Below are 21,295 nucleotides of genomic sequence, written 5' to 3' on the forward strand. Positions count from 1 at the left end.
ATGGCAGATGAAACGATGGCCGAAGAGGTCATGGAGCAAGACACACCCAGCCTTGAAGAGATTGCGGCCGCTGATCCGGCCTTGGATGTACGCACCAATGAAGAAGGTGAGGTCGATGCAATGGTGATGCTGGCCGATGTCCTGTTTGGCTTTGGCGACACATCGCTTGAACCAGCCGCCCGCGAGGTCTTGCGCGGTGTCGCTGAAAAGCTGGATGGTGTCACATCGATCGAGATCACCGGCCATACGGATTCAATTGGTGACGAGGCCTTCAACCTTGCTCTTGGGCAGCGTCGCGCGGATGTTGTGCGGGACTGGCTGATCGAAAACACCGCTTTGACGGCTGATGCGATTGTCGCGCGGGGCGTCGGTGAGACAGACCCGATTGCGCCAAATGTGACAGAGTCGGGGGCTGACAATCCTGAAGGCCGTGCGCTGAACCGCCGGGTGGAGTTCACGCTTCCAGACGAGGGCTGATATGACGCATAAGAGTTGAGGATATCTGAGTGGGCGGATGGTTGCTTCAAAAAGAAACTAACTCAGAGCGTCTAGTATCCTATGCATAACGGGCCTAGTTATCGCAGATAATAAAGATCCGGCCTTTGGCCGGGTCTAAAGCCATTATCGCGAAGGACTTCATTATGGCACAAGATGCTGCACCCCCGGATTTGACTGGGAAACTGGCATTCGAAGGCGACAAGGGCGCTGGGCGTTCCAAGTGGATCGCTGGGCTTTTTGCATTGCTTTTGGTTGGCTGGATGGGGAGCGGCTATGTCTTTCCGTCTGGCGCAGTCGTCGATGATGCGGCCGAGGATTCTGCCTCGCGCGCCGTCACGGTCGCTGTGATGCCATCACAGGCACAAGATGTGCAGCTTGTGCTGAGTGCCGAAGGTCAGTCGGAACCGGATCGGGCAACGCGCGTCCAGTCAGAAGTGGCCGGGCAGGTCGTCTCTGTGGCGGTCGCACGCGGTGATCTTGTTGCGTCTGGCCAAGAGATCGGGCGCATTGACGCGGTCACGATCGAGGCACAACTTTTGCAGGCGCAAACGCAGCTTGAGCAAGCAACGCGCGATCTGAACAATGCAGTTGAATTGCAAGGTCGGGGCGTTGCCACCGAAGACCGTGTGAGCCAGGCGCGCGCTGCGAAAGCTGCCGCCGATGCCGCCGTGGCTGCCGCCAAAGAACAGTTGGAAAAGACGATCATCCGCGCACCGTTTTCGGGCCGATTGAACGATCTGACGCTGGATGAAGGCGAGTTTGTGGATTCCGGTGATATTGTCGCCGAAGTCTTGGATAACGATCCGCTGACCGTGGTGATCCAGGTGCCGCAGCAGGCTTTGTCGCGCATCAAGACCGGCCAGACCGCAGAGGTGCAATTTATCACCGGAGAAGAGCGCTCGGGAACCGTCGGCTTTATCGGCAGCAATGCGGACCAGCAAACCCGGACCTTTCGTGTAGAGGTCACAGTGGATAATCCCGACAGCACCATGCCTGCCGGTCTGAGTGCGCGGATTGCCATTCCCACGGGTCAGGCTCGCGGCCATTTCATCTCGCCCGCGATCTTGTCACTAGGCACGAATGGCGATTTGGGCATCAAGACAGTCGAGCCCGACAATACCGTTGCTTTTGCGCCGGTGCAGATTGTGCGGGCACAGACGGATGGTGTCTGGGTGACCGGCCTTCCCGAGACTGCGAGCATCATCACGGTGGGGCAGGGTTTCGTGAATGCAGGCGATGTCGTTGACCCGCGCCCGATTGCGGCGGACCTGACCGCGGATATCTCGCAATGAATGCCCTGATCGACGCCGCCTTTAACCGCAGCAAGGTTGTCCAGCTTTTGCTGGTCTTCCTTCTGGCTGTCGGTGCATTTTCCTACAGCGCAATCCCGAAGGAAAGTAACCCTGAAATCCCCATCCCGGTGGTCTATGTCTCGACCTCGGTTGACGGTATTTCGCCACAGGATTCAGAAGATGTTCTCATCGGGCCGATGGAAGCAGAGTTTGCCTCGCTCACCGGCCTGAAATCGATGACTGCCACGGCCAGTGAAGGGCGCGCCAGTGTTCAACTCGAGTTTGAACCGGGGTTTGATGCTGATGCGGCGCTTCAGAAAGTCCGCGAAGCGGCGGATAAGGCCGAAGGGGATCTGCCCTCTGACGCCACGCTGACAGTGACCGAAATCAACACCGCACTTTTCCCTATTCTGACCGTGATTCTGTCCGGGCCTGTCCCGGAACGGACGCTGAACAAGCTCGCAGAAGACCTGCAAGATGATATCGAGTCGCTGGGTGGTGTGCTTGAAGTCGATGTCGGTGGCAAGCGGACCGAACTTCTGGAAGTGCTGATCGACCCGACCGTGTTCGAGACCTACAATATCACCTTCGACGAATTGATCGGCTCCATCACCAACAACAATCAGCTGATCGCCGCAGGTGCCATCGAAAGCGAGGCAGGGCGGTTGGTGTTGAAAGTTCCCGGCCTGATCGAGAACCTTGAAGACGTGATGGAATTGCCCGTCCTCGTGCGTGGCCAGACGGTCGTGACCTTTGCCGATGTCGCCACGATCCGTCGTACCTTTGAAGATCCGACCGGATTTGCCCGCATTGATGGCCAGCCTGCCCTGGCTCTGGAAATCAAGAAACGCGCTGGTGCCAACATTATCGAAACCGTGGCCGAGGTCCGTGCGGTGATTGAAACGGCACAGGCCGATTGGCCCGACAGTGTTCAAATCCGCTATACGCTTGATGAAAGCGAACAGGTTAAGTCGATGTTGTCCGACCTCGAAGCGAACGTGATTGCTGCGATCATTCTGGTGATGATCGTCGTGGTTTACGCACTTGGGCTGCGCTCGTCGCTATTGGTCGGCCTTGCCATTCCGGGAGCATTCCTGACCGGAGTCGCAGCCCTTTATTTCATGGGCTACACGATGAATATCGTGGTACTTTTCTCGCTGATCCTTGTGGTGGGGATGCTGGTGGACGGGGCGATTGTGACTGTCGAACTGGCGGATCGCTATCTGCACGAAGGTGAGCCACCCAAAGTGGCCTATGCGCGTGCGGCCAAGCGCATGGCATGGCCTATCATCGCATCGACAGCGACAACGCTGTGCGTGTTTTTTCCGCTGCTGTTCTGGTCGGGCGTTGTCGGCGAATTCATGAAATTCCTGCCCATTACCGTGATTTTCACTCTGGCGGCATCGTTGTTTATGGCGCTGGTGTTCATCCCTGTCGTGGGTGGACTGATCGGGAAACGACAAAGCCAGACAGCCAAAGCCAAGGCACAGCTTTATGCCGCTGAAAAAGGCGATCCGCGCAATATGACCGGATTCATGGGTGGCTATATCCGCGTTCTGGAATGGTCGATCTTGCGCCCGTGGACGACCCTGAGCTTTGCGGTCATGGCCTTGGTTGGGTCCTTTGTTGCCTATGGTAGCTTGGGCAATGGTTTGACCTTTTTCCCGGATGTTGAACCTGACTATGCGCAGGTCGAAATCCGCGCCAAGGACAACTTTTCAGTCTACGAACAAGATGCGCTGGTGCGCGCGGTCGAGGCGAAGCTTGCAGGCTATGACGAGATCGCAAGCGTCTATGCCCGCGCTGGCGGGTCTGCCGAGGGCGGCGATGTAATCGGGTCGTTGCAGTTGGAACTGGCCGAATGGGATACACGGCGCACGGTTGCGCTGATCGCCGAAGATATCCGGCGCGACATGTCCCAGATTCCCGGCATTGATGTGCAGGTCCAGACGGATTCCGGTGGACCCGGTGGTGGCAAGCCCATCAATCTTGAAGTGCGAGGCAATGTCCAAAGCGAACAAGAAGCCGCGGTGCAAACCATCCTGACCGAGATGGAGCGTTTGGGCGGTTTCATCGACGTCGTCGACACCCGCCCCAGCCCCGGTGTGGAGTGGCAGATCGCCGTAAACCGCTCAGAAGCCGCGCGCAGTGGCGCAAACGTGGCCCTGCTGGGTCAGGCCGTGCAACTGCTGACACGCGGGATCAACGTGGCGACTTACCGCCCCGAGGATACCGACGGCGAAGTCGACATCGTCGTGCGCTTTCCGGCTGTCGACCGGACTTTGGCAGAGCTCGAGGCTTTGCGCGTGCCGACCAGCGCAGGGCTCGTGCCGATCTCCAATTTTGTAGCCTTTACCCCCGCACCGCGCAGCGGTGTCATCACGCGCATTGATCAGGAAAGGGTCATCACGATCTCGGCTGATGTGGCGCCCGGTGTGCTGGCCAACGACCAGACTGTGATGCTGCAAGATGCCATTGACCGGCTGGACCTTCCCGCCAGCGTCGCGGTGAAGTTCGGCGGCGAAGCAGAGGATCAGGCGGAATCGATGATCTTCCTGATAGGTGCTTTCATTTCTGCGATTGGTCTGATGTTCATTATCCTGCTGACCCAGTTCAACAGCTTTTATCAGGCCTTTGTCGTAATGTCGGCGATCATCTTTTCGATTGCAGGTGTGTTGATCGGATTGATGGTGACAGGCCGCCCGTTTGGCGTGGTGATGGGCGGGATCGGTGTGATTGCGCTTGCCGGGATCGTGGTGAACAACAACATTGTCCTGATCGACGCCTACAACGAGTTCAAAGCGCAGGGGGTATCCTCTCTTGAGGCCGCCTTGCGCACCGGTGCGCAGCGTTTGCGCCCTGTTGTGCTGACCTCTGCGACCACGGCCCTTGGGCTTTTGCCGATGGTGATCGGGTTGAACATCAACTTCTTTACCCGAGAGATCGTATATGGCGCACCCTCGACCCAATGGTGGACTGAATTGTCGAGCGCGATTGCAGGTGGGTTGGTTTTTGCAACTGTGCTGACCTTGTTGGTGACACCGGCGATGTTGATGCTGGGTGAAAAGCGGGCCAAACGCTTTGTGCCGTCTGGAGCGCCCGTTCCAGCGGAGTAAGTCAGCGGGTCAAGATATCAGCAGCGGCTGTGTCCGCTGCGGCCAGCGCGCCTTCGATCAGCCCGCCGTTGTCGGGGGCCATTTCGGTCACGGCAAAGATCAACTGGCCATGCCAGATAGCGTCGAGCGCTTGCGGTTTCCGATATGCCGGATGCCCCGGCGGGGGCGTCGCGTCGGCGGGTGCGGCGGTGAATGGCGCTTGTGACCAGTCTTCCAGATGCAGTGCAATCGGTGCACTGGCCTGCGGGCCAAAGAGATTGACGAACTGGGCCAAGGCCGCGTCCTTCAGCGCATCCCCTGCCTGCGCGCGTATCGCTGCGGGAAGCCCGACAAAACCGAAAAGCGCACCAAGGTCGCCGTCCATCGGGCTGGCATCATGGATTTCGGCCAATGGGCCGCGCCTGCTGCTGGCATCGCCTGACATCCCGTTGGCGCGCCAGAACGGGGTGGGATAGACCGCGACACACTTGGCATGCGCGCCCATCCATGTGGGAATTGCCGCTAGCGCTGATAGGGCAGCAAGAGGCAATGAGGGTTCGAATGTCACCTGTGCTGCGATCCGTGGAGGCACCGCGATGACAATTTGCTGGGCGGTGATGATATCACCGTTTTCCAGCATCGCGCGCGGTCCTGTGCCGATCTGTCTGACAGCAGCATTCGTGCATATCCGGGCAGGGTCAAGCGCCTGCACCAAAGCGTCCGTCAGCGCGCTGGTCCCGCCACCGATCCGCATGGATCCGGCCATGGACATAAAGCCCGCGTTTTGCACAACATCGCCGCTTGCCTGCTCGTAAAGCTGCGTCCCTGCACTCCATTGCGCGAAGACAGGAAGGTTGAAGTGTTCAAGCAAGGCTGCAACCCTGTGCTGACCCTGCCAGATCCACGAGGGGCCAAGGTCAAAGTTCTGGCCGTCGACCGTCAGAGATTTGATGCGTCCGCCGAAGCGACCTCGCGCCTCGACAAGCAGATAGTCGTGCCCCGCCTGTTGCAGGCGGTAAGCCAGCGCAAGCCCTGTGAGGCCGCCACCGATGATCAATGTTTGGGTATTCATGCGGGCGGACCTTTTGCCAGAATGCGGCCTGATCCGCGCAGAAGAGGGGCGCAGCCTATCAAAAGCTGCGCCCGTTTCTTGTTTACTTCAGGTCGAAGCGATCAAGTTGCATCACTTTGGTCCAAGCCGCGACAAAGTCTTTTGCAAACTTCGCCTTGGCATCGTCTTGGGCGTAAACTTCGGCCAAGGCACGCAGTTGCGAGTTGGAACCGAAGACCAGATCGACCCGGGTGCCGGTCCATTTGACTGCGCCTGTGGTGCGGTCGCGGCCTTCATAGAGGCCTTCATCGCTGGCTGGCTTCCACTCAACGCCCATATCGACGAGGTTGGTGAAGAAGTCGTTGCTGAGCGTGTCGGTCTTGTCGGTAAAGACGCCGTGGGTTGCCCCGCCGACATTTGCACCCAAGACCCGCAGACCACCCACCAGCACCGTCATCTCCGGCGCTGACAGTGTCAGAAGTTGCGCCCGATCGACCAGCATCTCTTCTGCCGGTACCTTGTAGTCGGCCTTGAGGAAGTTGCGGAAACCGTCTGCTTCCGGCTCCAGCGGTTCAAAGCTTTCCGCGTCGGTCTGTTCTGCGCTGGCATCCATCCGGCCCGGTGTGAAGGGCACAGCGATATCATGCCCGCCATTCTTGGCCGCCTGTTCGACCGCCGCAGAACCGCCCAGGACGATCAGATCGGCCAGCGATACTTTCTTGCCGCCTGATGCCGCGCTGTTGAACCCGCTTTGGATACCTTCCAGTGTGGAAAGGACCTTGGACAGCTTTGCAGGCTCGTTCACGACCCAGTCTTTCTGCGGGGCCAGGCGAATGCGGGCACCATTGGCACCACCACGCTTGTCCGACCCGCGGAAGGTCGAGGCAGAGGCCCAAGCAGTCGACACCAGTTCGGACAGCGACAGGCCAGAGCCCAGGATTTCAGCCTTGAGTGCGGAAATGTCTGCATCGTCGATCAGAGCGTGATCCACGGCAGGGATTGGATCCTGCCAGATCAGATCTTCCTCGGGGACTTCATTACCCAGATAAAGCACCTTTGGTCCCATGTCGCGGTGGGTCAGCTTGAACCACGCACGCGCATAGGCATCGGCGAACTCTTCAGGGTTGGCATGGAAATGGCGCGAGATTTTCTCGTAGGCCGGGTCCATCTTCATGGCCATGTCAGCGGTCGACATCATGATTGGCACCTTCTTGGAAGGGTCCGCTGGATCGGGAGCCATATCAGCTTCTTCGATGTTCTTGGGTTTCCATTGGTTCGCCCCGGCTGGGCTCTTGGTCAGTTCCCAGTCGTATTTGAACAGAACGTCAAAATAGCCCATGTCCCACTTGATCGGGTTGGAGGTCCATGCACCTTCAAGGCCAGAGGTGATGGTGTCGCGGCCTTTGCCGGATTTGTAGGTGGACAGCCAGCCAAAACCCATCGCCTCGAGCGGGGCGGCTTCGGGTTCGGGGCCGACATTCTCTGCCGGACCTGCACCATGGGTCTTGCCGAAGGTGTGACCACCCGCAGTCAGTGCCACGGTTTCATAGTCGTTCATGGCCATCCGCGCGAATGTCTCGCGGATATCGCGCGCAGAGGCGAGCGGATCGGGGTTGCCGTCCGGCCCTTCGGGGTTGACGTAGATCAGACCCATTTGAACGGCAGCGAGCGGGTTTTCCAGATCACGGTCATTGGAGTAGCGGGATTCAGCATGATCGCTGCTGGCCAGCCATTCATCCTCACGGCCCCAATAGATATCTTCCTCTGGTGCCCAGACGTCGGCACGTCCACCGCCAAAGCCGAACATCTTCAGACCCATCGACTCCATCGCGCAGTTGCCCGCGAGGATATAAAGGTCTGCCCATGAAATCTTGTTGCCGTATTTTTGCTTGATCGGCCAGAGCAGTCGGCGACCCTTGTCAAGGTTGCCGTTGTCAGGCCAGCTGTTCAGCGGCGCAAAACGTTGTTGGCCGGAACCCGCACCACCGCGGCCATCAGCCGTCCGGTAGGTGCCTGCACTGTGCCATGCCAGACGAATGAAAAGCCCACCATAATGGCCATAATCCGCAGGCCACCAATCCTTGCTGTCGGTCATCAGCGCGTAAAGGTCCTCTTTCAGTGCCTTGAGGTCCAGTTTGTTGAACTCTTCCGCATAATTGAAATCTGCGCCCATCGGGTCAGACGCAGGCGCGTTCTGATGCAGGATCTTGAGGTTCAACTGGTTTGGCCACCAGTCTTTGTTGCCACGGACGTTATGTGTGGTGTGAAGTGTTGCCCCGTGCATCACTGGGCATTTTCCGGCGTCGTTACCGTCCATTGTTCTCTCCGATGTTGATTGCAGTCTGCCGCTGCCAGTTTAGCAAAACGGGCGCGACGCTCCCTTGATCGATATCACTAACTTAGAATTGTTTTAAGTTGCAAATTTTGATTGCCGTCATAACTTCAGGTTATGAATAATCTCACACTCAAGCAGCTACGTTATTTCGAAGCCTTGTCCCGTCATGGTCATTTTGGCCGTGCGGCAGATGCCTGTGCGATCTCTCAGCCTGCTTTATCGGTGCAAATCAAAGAGCTTGAGCAGAACCTCGGCACCCCCTTGTTCGAGCGTGGGCCGCGCCACGTGCGCCTGACCGCCTTTGGCGAAGACTGGGCGCCAAGGGTGCGCGACATTCTGCGCGCAGTGGACGAACTGGGTGATATGGCGCGGGCGGCGCAGGCCGGGCTAGTCGGGCGCTTGCGGATCGGGGTGATTCCCACGATTGCGCCTTATCTCTTGCCGGGTCTGATCGGGCATTTGTCCCGCGCCTATGCCGGCCTTGATGTGCATATCCGCGAGACTGTCACGCCCAAGCTGATCGAGGAATTGGCGGGCGGTCTGATCGACACCGCGATCGTCGCTCTTCCGCTTGCCGAGCCCGGTTTTGAAGAGGTCCCGTTGTTTGATGAAAGTCTTGTTCTTGTCCGGCCCATCAGCGAGGCTGACCATCCCGTCCCCACCCCCGACGCTCTGCGCCAGATGCGTGTTCTCATGCTGGAAGAGGGTCATTGTTTCCGCGATCAGGCCTTGTCGTTCTGCAATCTGCAAACAACCTTGCCGCGTGAAGGGCTGGATGGCAGCTCACTGTCGACCTTGGTGCAAATGGTCGGGGCAGGGATCGGTGTCACCCTGATCCCCGAAATGGCTGTTCCGGTCGAGACCCGCTCTGCCCCGGTCTCTATCGGTCGGTTTGCCGACCCGCAGCCGCACCGCACCGTCGGGATGATCTGGCGCAAGACAAATCCGCTGGCGGGCCAGTTGCGTGATCTTGCGGCACTGGTGCAGCAGGTGGCGACGGGGACCTAGTGGTCGTTATGCAGCAAGGTGCCAAGCAGCGGGTTCGGGAATTTGCGGGCAATGGTTACGGCATGAAAGCTTTCGGTAAGGCCCAATTGATGGTTGGCTTCCACCAGCATCCCGTTTGACAGTTCGTTCTTCACGGCAATGGGTGGCAGCACCGCCAGCCCGATATCTTCGCGCGCCAGCAGTCGCATCATGGCCATATCGTCAACCTCGGCGGCCAGTGTCGGGCTGACGTCAAGACGTGTACAGAGCCGGTCAAAGCCTGCGCGCACGGGGCTGTCCTCGGTCGGGACAATGACAGGGTTTTCCGACAAGAGCATCGCAAGCGATGCATTGCCAGCAAGCCGCTTCGGCGTGCCGATCAGGCTGACGGTCTGGTCAGAAATCGGCTGCGTGACAAAGCTGGACATGGCGTCATGTGCGGGCGCGCGATTGGTCAGAACAACGTCAAGGCTGAGGGTCTCCAGCCCCTGCAGCAGTTCAACCAAGGTGCCCGAGCGCAACACCAGTTCAACGTCGGCTTGCCCCAGCAAGGGGCGCAGAAATTCGATTTGAAAGTTGCGTGACAGCGTCGCCAACGCGCCAACCCGCAGCACTTGACGCGGCCGCCCCTGCTGGCTGAGCGTGCCAAGCAAGTCTTTGCCTGCATCAAAGATCGTATCGGCATAATCAAGCGTGATCCGGCCCGCTTCGGTCAGATGGAGCTGCCGCCCCCGCCGTTCGAATAGCGCGTGCCCCAACCTGTCCTCGAGTTTGCGGATTTGGACAGAAAGCGCCGACTGCGAAAGGTTCAGCTTGGCAGCCGTCCGCGTGAGGTTGCCGTCATGGGCCACAGCCCAGAAATAACGCAGGTGGTTGTAATTCATATCCGACATATCATTCGATATAAGTGAACGATATGTAGCAAACAATGAATTTTTTATCTTGATACCCATGTTCTATCACCTCGTGGACCCGCAAACACGATGGAGACGACGATGCTGTTGAACGCCCTGCCTCTTTTGGCCCCAATCATCTTGCTTGGTGCAGCCTTTGCGCCGCGCTGGTTGCATGGTCTCTCTGCGCAAAAGGGCGCGATGCTTGCGGAAGGGGCTGCATTGGCCGCTGTCGCCGTTGCGGGGCTCTCTGCGGTTTTGCTTGCGACATCGGGCAGCGGTGACAGCTTTCTGTTTGGTCTGTCCGGCATCGGTTTTTCTGTGCGCCTTGATATCATCAGCGTCGTGATGCTGTTGCTGGTCACCTTCATCGGCTGGGTCGTGGTGCGTTATGCCCGCACCTATCTGGATGGAGAAGCGCGACAGGATGCGTTTACTTTCTGGCTCTTGGCTACGCTGGCTGCGGTGCTGCTGCTCGTGCAATCGGGCAATGTCGCACAGTTCGTCTTTGCCTGGATCGCGACCAGCATTTGTCTGCACAAACTCTTGCTGTTCTATCCAGAGCGGGTCGCGGCCCAGCGGGCGGCGCATAAGAAATTCGTCATCTCCCGGATCAGTGACTTGGCCATCATTGGTGCCGCGCTGCTTTTGGCCGGCACCTATGGCACGACGCAGATTTCAACCATTCTCGCGGAGGCCGAGCAGGGTCTTGGTGGCGGCTTTGCGCTTGCGGCTGCGGGATTGCTGGCGCTGGCTGCCATTCTGAAATCGGCCCAGTTCCCGACCCACGGATGGCTGACCGAGGTCATGGAAGCCCCAACACCTGTTTCTGCCCTGCTCCATGCTGGTGTCGTCAATGCGGGTGGCTTTGCCCTGATCCGCTTTGCGGATGTGATGCTGCTGTCGCCACTGGTGCTGGCGCTTCTGGTGTTGATCGGTGGGTTTACCGCGCTGTTCGGAGGTTTGGTCATGCTGACACAGCCAACAGTCAAGGCCTCGCTTGCATGGTCCACGATTGCGCAAATGGGATTCATGATCCTGCAATGTGGTCTTGCCCTATTCCCGCTGGCCTTGCTGCACATCGTGGCTCACTCACTTTACAAGGCGCACGCCTTCCTCTCCGCCGGTGGCGCAGTCGAACGGGTGGTGGCAATCCGCAAGCCGGGCCCTGTTGCGGTGCCCAATATGGGGGCGGTCACGCGGGCTTTTGTGGTCGCGCTTGCGATCTATGGCATTGTTTATGCGATCCTTGGGCTGGGCTTTGATTTTGGTGGCAAGTCGCCACAGGCGGTTGCCTTGGGTGCGATCCTGATCTTCGGAGTGGCTTATCTCCTGGCCCAAGGCTTTGCCGATGCGGCCCCACGGGCCTTGACCCAGCGCACGGCAACTTATGCGGCCACCGTGACGCTGAGCTATCTTGTCCTGCAAAGGGCGTCTGAATGGCTGACAGCGGGGACTTTGCCTGCAACCCCTCAGGCGGGGGCGCTGGAATGGGCCCTGATCCTTTTGGCGCTGATCAGCTTTGGCCTTGTGGCCTTGGCACAGGCAACCTTGCCGCTTTGGTCATACCACCCGGCCGCACAGGGCTTGCGGGTGCATCTGACCAACGGGCTTTACATCAATGCGATCACCGACCGGATTTTGGGCGGTTGGGCGCGGACACCATCATCTGACAAAGGAGCGGCACAATGAAGGCGGATACATATTCAGGATATACCGGCGCGCATCTGGAAGTGATTGCAAAGGCAGAGGCCGCTGGTCGCGCCATCCCGCCTCTTTGGCCCCTGTCATCCTCTGTCGCGGTCAACCCGTTTCTGGGCCAGACCGAGCAGACCTTGCCACAGGTCGCCGCACTTTTGGCGCGGGTGGCGGGTACGTCCGTCACAATGCCAAGGTCATGGTATGCGGCCAAGATCGCGGATGGGACCATATCCGCGGCTGACCTGACAGCGGCACTTGCGCAGTTTCCGGAAGCCGCAAAGGATATTGCAGCGCTGAAAGACGCGGCAAAGACCCCGGTCACAACGCCCGCCAAATGCGCAACAGTGGCCGATCTGGCAGCCGAAGTTTCTGGCATCGACTGGCCCGGCATCGTGCAAGAGCGGTTCGGCGTCTGGGCTGCGGGCTATTTTGATGCAGGCCAAGCCTTGTGGCAGCACAAGCCCGGCCGCGGCGCATATGACGCTTGGCGCGACTTTGCGACCCACGACCTGACAGCCGAGATTGCCGGTCTTGCAGGCTTTGCTGCGCAAGTCGCCAATGCGCCCGCACAGACCCGCAATGCACTTGTGGCCGCTGCGGATGTGCTTGGCCTGACAGCCGCAGCATCCCAGACGTATTTTCACCAGCTTCTTTTGGAACTGGGAGGTTGGTCGCAGGTGGCGCGGTACCGATTGTGGCAGGCAGAGCTTGCCGGTGGAACAGATGTAACAACGACTGATGTCTTGACCATCAGGTTGATCTGGGAACAGGCGCTTTATGCGCAATACAAACCGCAGATCGCCGCGAAATGGGCAAAGGTCTGTGCGACCCATGCAGCCCCTGTTGCGCCAAACACCGATCAGGTGATTGATGCTGCCTTGCAGACGGCCGCCGAACTTGCTGGCCAGCGGAGCTTGGCTGCAACGCTGAACGCCCCTGCGGAGGCGACACAAGAAGGACGTCCCGCGCTTCAGGCCGCTTTCTGCATTGATGTGCGCTCTGAGGTGTTCAGGCGCGCCTTGGAAAGTGTCGACCCACGTATTCAGACCCTCGGGTTTGCAGGCTTCTTTGGGTTGACGGCGGCGCATCGGGGATTTGCCTCTGATGTGCAAGAAATGCGGTTGCCGGTGCTGCTCAATCACGGTGTGACAAGCAAATCGGGAAGTGACGCCGACGCCCTTGCCGACCAGAACGCACGCTTTGCCGCGCGGGCAGGGCGGGCTTGGGGGCGCTTTAAGCTTGCAGCCGTGTCATCCTTTGCTTTCGTCGAAGCTACGGGCCCCGTTTATGTGGGCAAGCTGTTGCGCGACGCGCTGGGGCTTGATGCGGCGAAAGCGCCGGACAAGCAGGCCCCCGTTCTTGATGACAGCTTTGGCCCGGCAGAGCGTATCGGTGCTGCGACGGCGATCCTGAACGCCATGTCACTGACCGAGAACTTTGCACCGTTGGTGCTGCTTTTCGGGCACGGCGCCAATGTCGTGAACAACCCCCATGCCAGCGCGCTGCATTGTGGGGCCTGCGGTGGCTATTCGGGCGAAGTTAATGCGCGGCTCTTGGCCGGCATTCTGAATGACAAGGCGGTGCGCGCAGGTCTTGCCAAGAACGGGATTACGGTCCCCGAGGACACGCTGTTCGTAGGTGGTTTGCACGATACGACCACTGATGTTGTCACTATCTACGACGCGGATTTTGCCGGCCACGGTCACAAATCCCATCTCAAGACCGCAGAGGCCTGGTTGGCCTCTGCTGGCAAGCTGGCACGCACCGAACGCGCCCTGCGCCTGCCGCGTGCTGCAAATGGCGCAGATGTGAGCCATCGGAGCCGGGACTGGGCCGAAACACGGCCCGAGTGGGCACTCGCAGGTTGCAAAGCCTTTATCGCAGCGCCACGGGCACGCACCAAGGGCAAGGGTCTTGAAGGGCGGGCCTTCTTGCATGATTACAACTGGCGCAAGGACGAAGGCTTTGGCGTGCTCGAACTGATCCTGACAGCGCCTGTCGTGGTCGCGAGCTGGATCAGCCTGCAGTACTATGGCTCTGTTGTCGCGCCCGATGTGTTCGGGGCTGGCAACAAGCTTTTGCACAACGTGACTGGCGGCATAGGTGTGGTTGAAGGCAACGGCGGTGCCTTGCGCGGCGGTTTGCCATGGCAATCGGTACATGACGGAGAAAACTATGCCCACGACCCGTTGCGGCTGTCTGTCTGCGTCGAGGCGCCTGCCGAAGCGATCACGGATATTCTCGGGAAGCACCCCAATGTGCGTGCTTTGTTTGACAACCGCTGGCTGCATCTTTTCACGCTCGATGAAACCGGCAAGCTATCCGCGCGATATGATGGCGATCTGACATGGTCGCCCGTTGAGGCTGCATCTGTGGCAGATCAGCGCGACATTGCTGCCTGACCCCGCGTTAGAAGTGCGGGTTACTTGTATGCAAAAAATTTGATTCCAGTGAGGGCCTTCGCAGATGTGGAGGCCCTTTTAAGGTTAATGCAACAAGGCAGAATATGGCCTGTCTATGGCGGGCTCACGTCCCCTTTGCGACTGCGCTGTGGCACTCCCGTGTCCAGACTATGGCTCTGAATTTAAATAATATTTTATGCCTGTCCTTTTGGACAGGTTCCACCAGAAAGTATATTGAGGAAGGCCGAACTCGCTCTTAACGACAGCGTTGATTGAGTGGTGCTTTGCCTGCACCGTGTAACAGTGAAAGAGTTCTATGTTGTGTTCCGTTCGGCGCTCTCGCGCCATGCTTGTGCTTAAGTCCTTCGTAAACTTCCAAACCTTCGTACTCGCGCTTTTCCTGAGCTTCGCAGGTACATTGAGCCATGCGCAGGACTGGTTGGTCGAAGTCACCGATACAGTTGACGGGATCGAATATGATCCGTCGCCTGCAGGAACGGTGATCCGAATGTTGGTCACCGTCCAGAACGACAGTGTGAGCGCGGCACCCGAAACCACGATGTCATTTGAAGTGCCTCAGTCCGGTGTGCCTGGTTCTGTGACTTTGGTCGGCACCAGCAGCAACGGGGCCAATCCCGCAATCTTTAACTGTTTGCCTATCTCATCGCCCGCGGTTCCAGTCCTTGCTGGCACCACGGTGACCTGCACTGTGCCCTCGATTCCGGGCAAGTTGAATTTTGATGATGAACCGTTCAACGCGCAGGTGATCCTTGATTTTCAAACAACGGCACAAACATCCTTTACGGTAACGCCAAGTGTGCCAGTCGGTGCCGGCGAGGTGAACACAGACAACAATACAGAACCGCAGCCGATTACAATCAATGCGGGTGTCGATCTCGATGTTGATATCTCTACGCCGTCTACGACACTTGCATCGGGCGAAGTTTTCGATTGGACCATTGATGTCACGAACTTTGGACCAAACAGTGCCGACAGCTATGTCCTGACCATTCCGGCTCCGACCAATGTCATCAACATCGTTGCACCGGCAGGCTGCTCTCTGTCAGCCGGCAACTATACCTGTAATATCTCGGCGCCGATTGCCCCGACTGGTGGCACGGCTGTTCCTTTGACCTTTACCGGCCAAATCGACATCGGCGGTCCTTCGGATGTGACGCTCGAAGCCTTTGTCGGCAGTTCATCGCCTCTTGATCCTAACGCTGACAACGACAGCGCCTCGTTGGTATTGAGTGTGGAAGAAGGCACTGATGCCTTTATCGGAAAAAGCCGCACACCGTCTGAAAGCACCCTGCTTGTCGGGGAACTGGTCACATTTACCCTGAACACTGGCTATATTGGCAATGCGCCAACGGACATTTTGGTGGTCGATACGCTTCCGGCGAACTACCGGTTTGAAGAGTTCCTTGCCACCGACGGCTATGCCTGTACTGCAGCCAATCTTCCCGACCTGGAATGTACTTTGGCAACAGCCGGCGGCGCCGGACTTGCTGGCCCACAAGACATGGGTGATATCGTTTTCACGGCCACATTGATTGCGCCGGGTGCGAGCATCCAGAATACCGCAGAAATCAGCTTCAACGGTGTCGACTCAAACCCAGCCAACAATATCGCGTCGGACACAGCGATCACAGTCGCAGAGCCCTTTGTAGATCTGGTCGCCCGCAAGACCGGACCAAGCCCACGGTTGGTCGTTTCGGATCAGACCTATGTGTTCGGTATCAGCGCGCGCAATGAAGGCAATGCGGATTTCGTCGGCACACTTACGCTGACTGATACGATCCCTGCGGGAATGAATGTTGTTAGTCTCGCCCCCAATGGCGCGTCCTGTACTGTGGGCGGCAACCCTGTCAGCCCTAGTGTCGGCAGCCCGGTTTTGGGCGAGGCGATCTTTGTTTGCTCGTTTGTCTATACGGAAGCTAACCCACTGCCAGGATCGAACAATCCCGCCAGTTCAGCGCGGAATACACCTACAATCAATTTTGGGACACGCACGACAGCTGAAGGTACCATTACAAATACTGTGACTGTGCTTTCCGGCGATGCAGATATCGACGCGCGCAACGATGGCAACAACAACACCGCGACAGTGGGTGTGACATCCGCGGCACCTGCAAACTCTGCTGATCTGGTTGCCGTCAAATCACTCTCGCCAACCAACGCCAGCACAACTGCTGTTGCCGGAACGCCGTTCTCGTTCGACTTGGAAATTCAGAACCGTGGCCCGCAGGAGTCGTTGAATGTGCGCGTGACCGATACGCTCTCGAACTTGCAAGCTGGGAGTGCGGCAGTTGGTATCGCCTACCTCAACACAAGCTATAATAGCTGTACCGCTCCAGGAACCGGTTCAACACGGTCGTTGACCTGCAACGGTTTGACTGTGCCTGTCTGCGGGCCGGGATCTGCGCCAGTCCTCGGGGGACCAGAGGTCGCTTGCCCGATCATTCGCGTGACTGTGGTGCCTGGTGGTGATGGCACACTGAACGGATCAGGCTTGATCCAGCGGACAAATACTTTCCGCGCAGTGTCACAGACGACACCCGATCCAACCGTGCCGAACGACGCGAGCGTCACATACTTCATGGAACCACGGGCTGACGTCACCGTCAGCAAGACTGCTCCGTCGCCCGTGAACGCAGGCCAAGATCTGAGCTATGTGGTGACCGCCACCAACCGCAACGTCGGTTTGAGCAGCGCGCAAGACGTTCAGATCGTCGACACCTTGCCACCAAATGTGCGCTTGATCTCGGTGACGCCAGCTAGTCCGACGACGACCTGTCTGCCGATTGCGACAAATACGCTTTCCTTGCCGGGCGCACAGCTTGATGTGACCTGTAATTTTGGAACGCTCCCACCAAACTCTTCGCGCAACGTCACAATTCTTGTGCGGCCCCTCGATGCGGCTGTTGGTACCACCCTTGTCAACAACGTTGCCGTCAGCACATCGACCATTGAAACCGATACGGACAACAACACGGCGATTGCGACGACCCTTGTGAACCCGCCTATCACGGAATTGTCGGTGAATAAGTCCGACTCCGTGAATACGCTGACTGTTGGCGAAGACGTCATCTATACCGTGCGCGTCAACAACACTGCTGCCTCTGCCGCACAAAACGTGGTGGTCACCGATAACTGGCCCGCGGAAGCCGCAACAGGCGGTCTGATCAGCTTTCGCAGCGTGACACCGCCTGCCGGTGGGACATGCTCGCCTTTGACAGGGCAGGTCGGGGCAGGTGATGCGCCGGTCTATGGCACTGAAATAACCTGCACCGTGCCGTTCCTTGAAGGGAACTCTTTCTTCGAGTTTACGCTGCGCGGGACCGGTGTGCGCAAAGGCGATGTGCGGAACTTTGTCAACGTATTCTCGAACGAGACATTGCTGGGTTACGAGATTGACCCCGACAACAACGAGACTTCGGAAGGTACGACGGTCCGTACGCGGTCTGACGTCGCGGTCGTCAAAACGGCCCCTGCATCAAGCCCGAGTGTTGGCGATGTGTTTGACTGGACAGCCGTTGTTTCGGTCCCGGCAGGCATCACCTCTATCGCCGAAGCTGATGGGGTGGTGTTCACCGACAGATTGCCCGTTGGCATGGTTTTGGCCGGTGCGCCGACAGCCGTCGCATCTGGAACCTCTGGGGGAACGCTCAATACTTGTACCGGGCCAATTGGCACGCGCGATATACGCTGCGAATTCGGTACTATCCTGCCCGGTGGCGCGATGACGATCACGATCCCTGTTCGGGTCAATCGCGTCACGTCCGAGCCACAACGCTTTACGAATACAGCAACTGTCAGCACAACATCGTTTGACAGCGATCCAGACAATAACACCAGCACGGCTTTTGTTGATATCTTGTCTTCTTCGATTTCGGGCAATGTCTTCCGTGATTTTGCCGATGACGTGGACTTCAACGGTGGTGACAGCAACATCGAAGGTGTTTTGGTCACGCTGACAGGCACAGTGGACGGTGTACCGATTGACCCGATTACTTTGCCGACAGACGCAGACGGGAATTTCGCATTCTTGTATCTGGCCGCAGGCGAATACACCGTCACCCGCGGTGCAACAGGCGAACCGCCTTTTGTCGACGGGACCAATACTGTGGGCAACATCGGCGGCTCGGATATCGGCGCCGTTTCTCCGACAGAAAACGCGATCACGGGCATTGTCTTGCCTGACAATACGGATCACGTGGACAACATCTTCCGGATTGTCCCGACAGCACGGATCGGGCTTGCAAAATCAGGTGCCATCACCGTTCAGAACATCGATGGCTCGTTTGACGCTACATTTACGCTTGTTGTCGAAAACCTCAGCCTTGAGACCCTGGAGTCCATCGAAGTCGTGGACAACCTGACAGATGGCCCGTCGCCGTTTGGTTCATATGTGGCCGCTGGTCCTTTGACGAATGGTGACTATACGATCCTGCCAGCAGGCGTGAGCGGCAGCTGTACCGTAGCGAATGGCACAGCAAACGGCGCTTTCAACGGTTCGGGCCAAACGCTTTTGGTCAGCGGTGTCACGCTTGCGCCGGATGCGACCTGTACCGTGATCTTTACCGCCCGGATTTTCCCGGCCCAAGACCGCTTGAGCGGACCGTTCATCAACCAAGCGGAGGTTACTGGCACTGGTGTGCTTTCAGGTCAGGAACCAGATGATCTCTCTGATGATGGGTCAGTTCCCGACACAAACGGGAATGGCGTTGCAAACGAATCTGGGGAAAATGACCCGACAGTCCTGTCGCCCAGCACAGCCTCCAGCATCGCGTTGGTCAAGGTGGGTGATATATCGGCGCTCGACTTCCCTTTAGAGCAAGGCGATCTGATCACCTACCGCTTCACCGTCCAGAATACGGGTGACCTGACGCTGACCGACATCGAGGTCCGTGACCCGATGATCAGTGCGGATGTGATAGGCACAATCGCGCGGCTTGATCCACTGGAGGTCTCGGCCCCGATCGAGGCGACTTACGCGATCACGCTGGATGATCTTGATGCAGGCGAAGTGGTCAACACGGCCACTGTTGTCGGCACCGACCCATTTGGTCGCCAGCCAACAGATGTCAGTGGTACCGCTTTCGACAACGATATCGATACAACGACGACATTGCCTGTGGCACCTGGCATCAGCCTGGTTAAGACAGCTGTGCTCGATAGTGCCGGTGACCCCACACGGGTTGGTGACACGATCACATACAGCTTCACGATTACGAACACAGGTAACGTGCGTCTGTTTGATGTTCTGCTGACTGATCCGCTCTCGGCTGATGCTGCTTTCACTTTCGCACCAGGCACGGTCAATCCAATTGCATCGCTTGATCCAGGTGCGGCCAATGCGGTCATCATCACGGCGACCTATATCGTCGATCAGGATGATATTGACGCAGGCGAAGTGCTCAATACCGCCAGCGTAGTTGGTACGGCTCCTGACGGCGGCGGCACGTTCACCGATGACAGTTCAGCCGATGTTCCGCTGAACCGTGTCCCGTTGATCGAGACAACCAAGACGCAGGTTTTTGACAATCTGGACGGTCTGGACAGCATCGGCGACGTGGTAACTTATACCATCACGGTCGAAAACATCGGCAACGTCCCCCTGACCAACGTCGCGGTTGTTGATACCCTGACCGATCTGAATGGTGATCCACTGGATCTGACAACAGGCCCGACTTTCGAACCTGCGCTGTCTGATGCACCCGAAGGTGAACTCGCACCCGGAGAGATTGCCACCTATTCGGCGACCTTTGTTCTGGATCTGCAAGCAATCAACGCGCGTGGTGTGTCAAATACTGTGCTTGCGACGGGCGACGGTTTTGACGGCAGCGGCCCTCCGGGCGCACCGGTCGAAGTGTCTGACGTGTCCGATGATGGCATTGATTCAGATGGCAACACAGAAGACGATCCAACCGTGTTGCCTTTGGCTGCATCCACGAACATCACGGGACTGACAATGGTCAAGACGACACCATTGCAACTGGTCAACCGTGGTGACGTGATCCCTTACACAATTACTCTGACAAACGAGAACATCTTCGTTCAGGGACCCTTTGATCTAGTGGACCGTTTGCCGAATGGGATGATCTACATCCCAGGTTCGGCGACGATTGACGGGGTAGCGGCTGATGTGACTTTCACGGCCGGTCGTGTGACCTGGTCTGATGTCACAGTCCCTGCAGAGGGCACAACGGAAGTAACGCTGAATGCGCGTATTCTGAACGGTGCGCGGTCCGGCGATCTTGTCAACACGGTGTCTTTGCTTGATCCGACAACAGGGCGCACGGTCATTGCTGATGCCACTGCAACGGTGCGCATCGCTCCAGAGGCGGTGTTCGAATGTTCGGATATTGTCGGCAGGGTCTTTAACGACGTGAACGGCAATGGCTATCAGGATGCGCCAGACACCATCGGGCGTGGTCAAATCTCTGACCAGAGCTTTGAAGGTGGTAAGGGCAAGCTGTCGCCAGAGATCGTGGAGCGTGACGAAGTCGGTCTTCCCGGAGTGCGACTGGCAACTGTCGACGGCACGGTGATCACGACCGATGAGAACGGCCTGTTCTCTGTTCCTTGTGCGGCATTGCCAGCAACAGGTGGGTCGAACTTCATCCTCAAAGTGGATGAGCGTTCGCTGCCTGCGGGTTACCGGATGACCACTGAAAACCCGCGGGTCACACGGGTCACGCCGGGTACCATGACCGAGATGAACTTTGGTGCTGCTGTCGCTTTGCAGGTGGTGCGTGTTGATCTGACGGCTGCATCCTTTGTGCAGACAGAAAACGGTGCAGCGATGTCAGCGGCTTTGCGCAACGGGTTGCTGGGTGTGCTGGAGCAAATCGCCGGATCTCCAAGCAATATGGTCCTTTCCTTCTATCTGCCTCAGTCGGCAGATGCGGATGCGGTGGCGGGTGCGCGCCGACTGCTGGATATGGTCGAGGACCAGGTCCGTGATGATTGGCGAGATATCGGGCGCGTGAGGTTGCGTGTCGAGCAGTCCATCGTGCGCGTCGGTCAGTAAAAAAT

At 58.0% G+C, this 21,295-nt stretch carries 10 protein-coding genes; 7 read left to right on the forward strand and 3 right to left on the reverse strand.

Annotation, left to right across the window (positions count from 1 at the left end; translation table 11 throughout):
• The 3 genes from NWQ23_RS03850 to NWQ23_RS03860 form a co-directional block, all read left to right on the forward strand.
• Positions 1-477, forward strand: a 477-nt coding sequence (locus NWQ23_RS03850; RefSeq protein WP_306164923.1) for an OmpA family protein, incomplete at its 5' end; no start/stop codon positions are given.
• A gap of 164 nt (positions 478-641) precedes the next feature.
• Positions 642-1,790 (forward strand): efflux RND transporter periplasmic adaptor subunit, encoded by a 1,149-nt coding sequence (locus NWQ23_RS03855; protein WP_306164924.1) that lies wholly within the window; start codon positions 642-644, stop codon positions 1,788-1,790.
• Entirely contained in the window at positions 1,787-4,906 is a 3,120-nt protein-coding gene (locus tag NWQ23_RS03860) for an efflux RND transporter permease subunit (protein WP_306164925.1), read from the forward strand. The genes NWQ23_RS03855 and NWQ23_RS03860 overlap by 4 nt, the downstream gene beginning before the upstream one ends.
• A 1-nt stretch (position 4,907) precedes the next feature.
• Here NWQ23_RS03860 and NWQ23_RS03865 read toward each other — a convergent pair whose 3' ends face one another.
• Both NWQ23_RS03865 and katG read right to left on the reverse strand, forming a co-directional pair.
• Positions 4,908-5,957, reverse strand: a complete 1,050-nt coding sequence (locus NWQ23_RS03865; RefSeq protein ID WP_306164926.1) for an FAD-dependent oxidoreductase — start codon at positions 5,955-5,957, stop codon at positions 4,908-4,910.
• Between the two features lie 82 nt (positions 5,958-6,039).
• Positions 6,040-8,253, reverse strand: a complete 2,214-nt coding sequence (gene katG / locus NWQ23_RS03870; RefSeq protein WP_306164927.1) for a catalase/peroxidase HPI — start codon at positions 8,251-8,253, stop codon at positions 6,040-6,042.
• Positions 8,254-8,385: 132 nt separating this feature from the next.
• On the opposite strand from katG, the gene NWQ23_RS03875 reads away from it, so the two are divergent.
• Positions 8,386-9,279, forward strand: a complete 894-nt coding sequence (locus tag NWQ23_RS03875) for a hydrogen peroxide-inducible genes activator (protein ID WP_306164928.1) — start codon at positions 8,386-8,388, stop codon at positions 9,277-9,279.
• On the opposite strand, the gene NWQ23_RS03880 is transcribed toward NWQ23_RS03875, so the two are convergent.
• Positions 9,276-10,151, reverse strand: a complete 876-nt coding sequence (locus NWQ23_RS03880) for a LysR family transcriptional regulator (protein WP_306164929.1) — start codon at positions 10,149-10,151, stop codon at positions 9,276-9,278. The two genes, NWQ23_RS03875 and NWQ23_RS03880, sit on opposite strands and share 4 nt — an antisense overlap.
• Positions 10,152-10,253: 102 nt before the next feature.
• Between NWQ23_RS03880 and NWQ23_RS03885 the strand changes: the two genes are divergently transcribed.
• From NWQ23_RS03885 to NWQ23_RS03895, 3 genes are all read left to right on the forward strand, one after another.
• On the forward strand, positions 10,254-11,843 hold the full coding sequence (locus NWQ23_RS03885) for an NADH-quinone oxidoreductase subunit L (RefSeq protein ID WP_306164930.1): 1,590 nt from the start codon (positions 10,254-10,256) through the stop codon (positions 11,841-11,843).
• Positions 11,840-14,254 carry a YbcC family protein gene (locus tag NWQ23_RS03890; RefSeq protein WP_306164931.1) on the forward strand — a complete coding sequence of 805 codons (2,415 nt, stop codon included), beginning with the start codon at positions 11,840-11,842 and terminating at the stop codon, positions 14,252-14,254. The genes NWQ23_RS03885 and NWQ23_RS03890 overlap by 4 nt, the downstream gene beginning before the upstream one ends.
• 346 nt (positions 14,255-14,600) lie before the next feature.
• Positions 14,601-21,290 (forward strand): hypothetical protein, encoded by a 6,690-nt coding sequence (locus NWQ23_RS03895; RefSeq protein ID WP_306164932.1) that lies wholly within the window; start codon positions 14,601-14,603, stop codon positions 21,288-21,290.
• The last annotated feature ends 5 nt before the right edge of the window (positions 21,291-21,295 follow it).

This window comes from Yoonia sp., from assembly GCF_030731595.1.
Taxonomy (GTDB): Bacteria; Pseudomonadota; Alphaproteobacteria; order Rhodobacterales; family Rhodobacteraceae; genus Yoonia.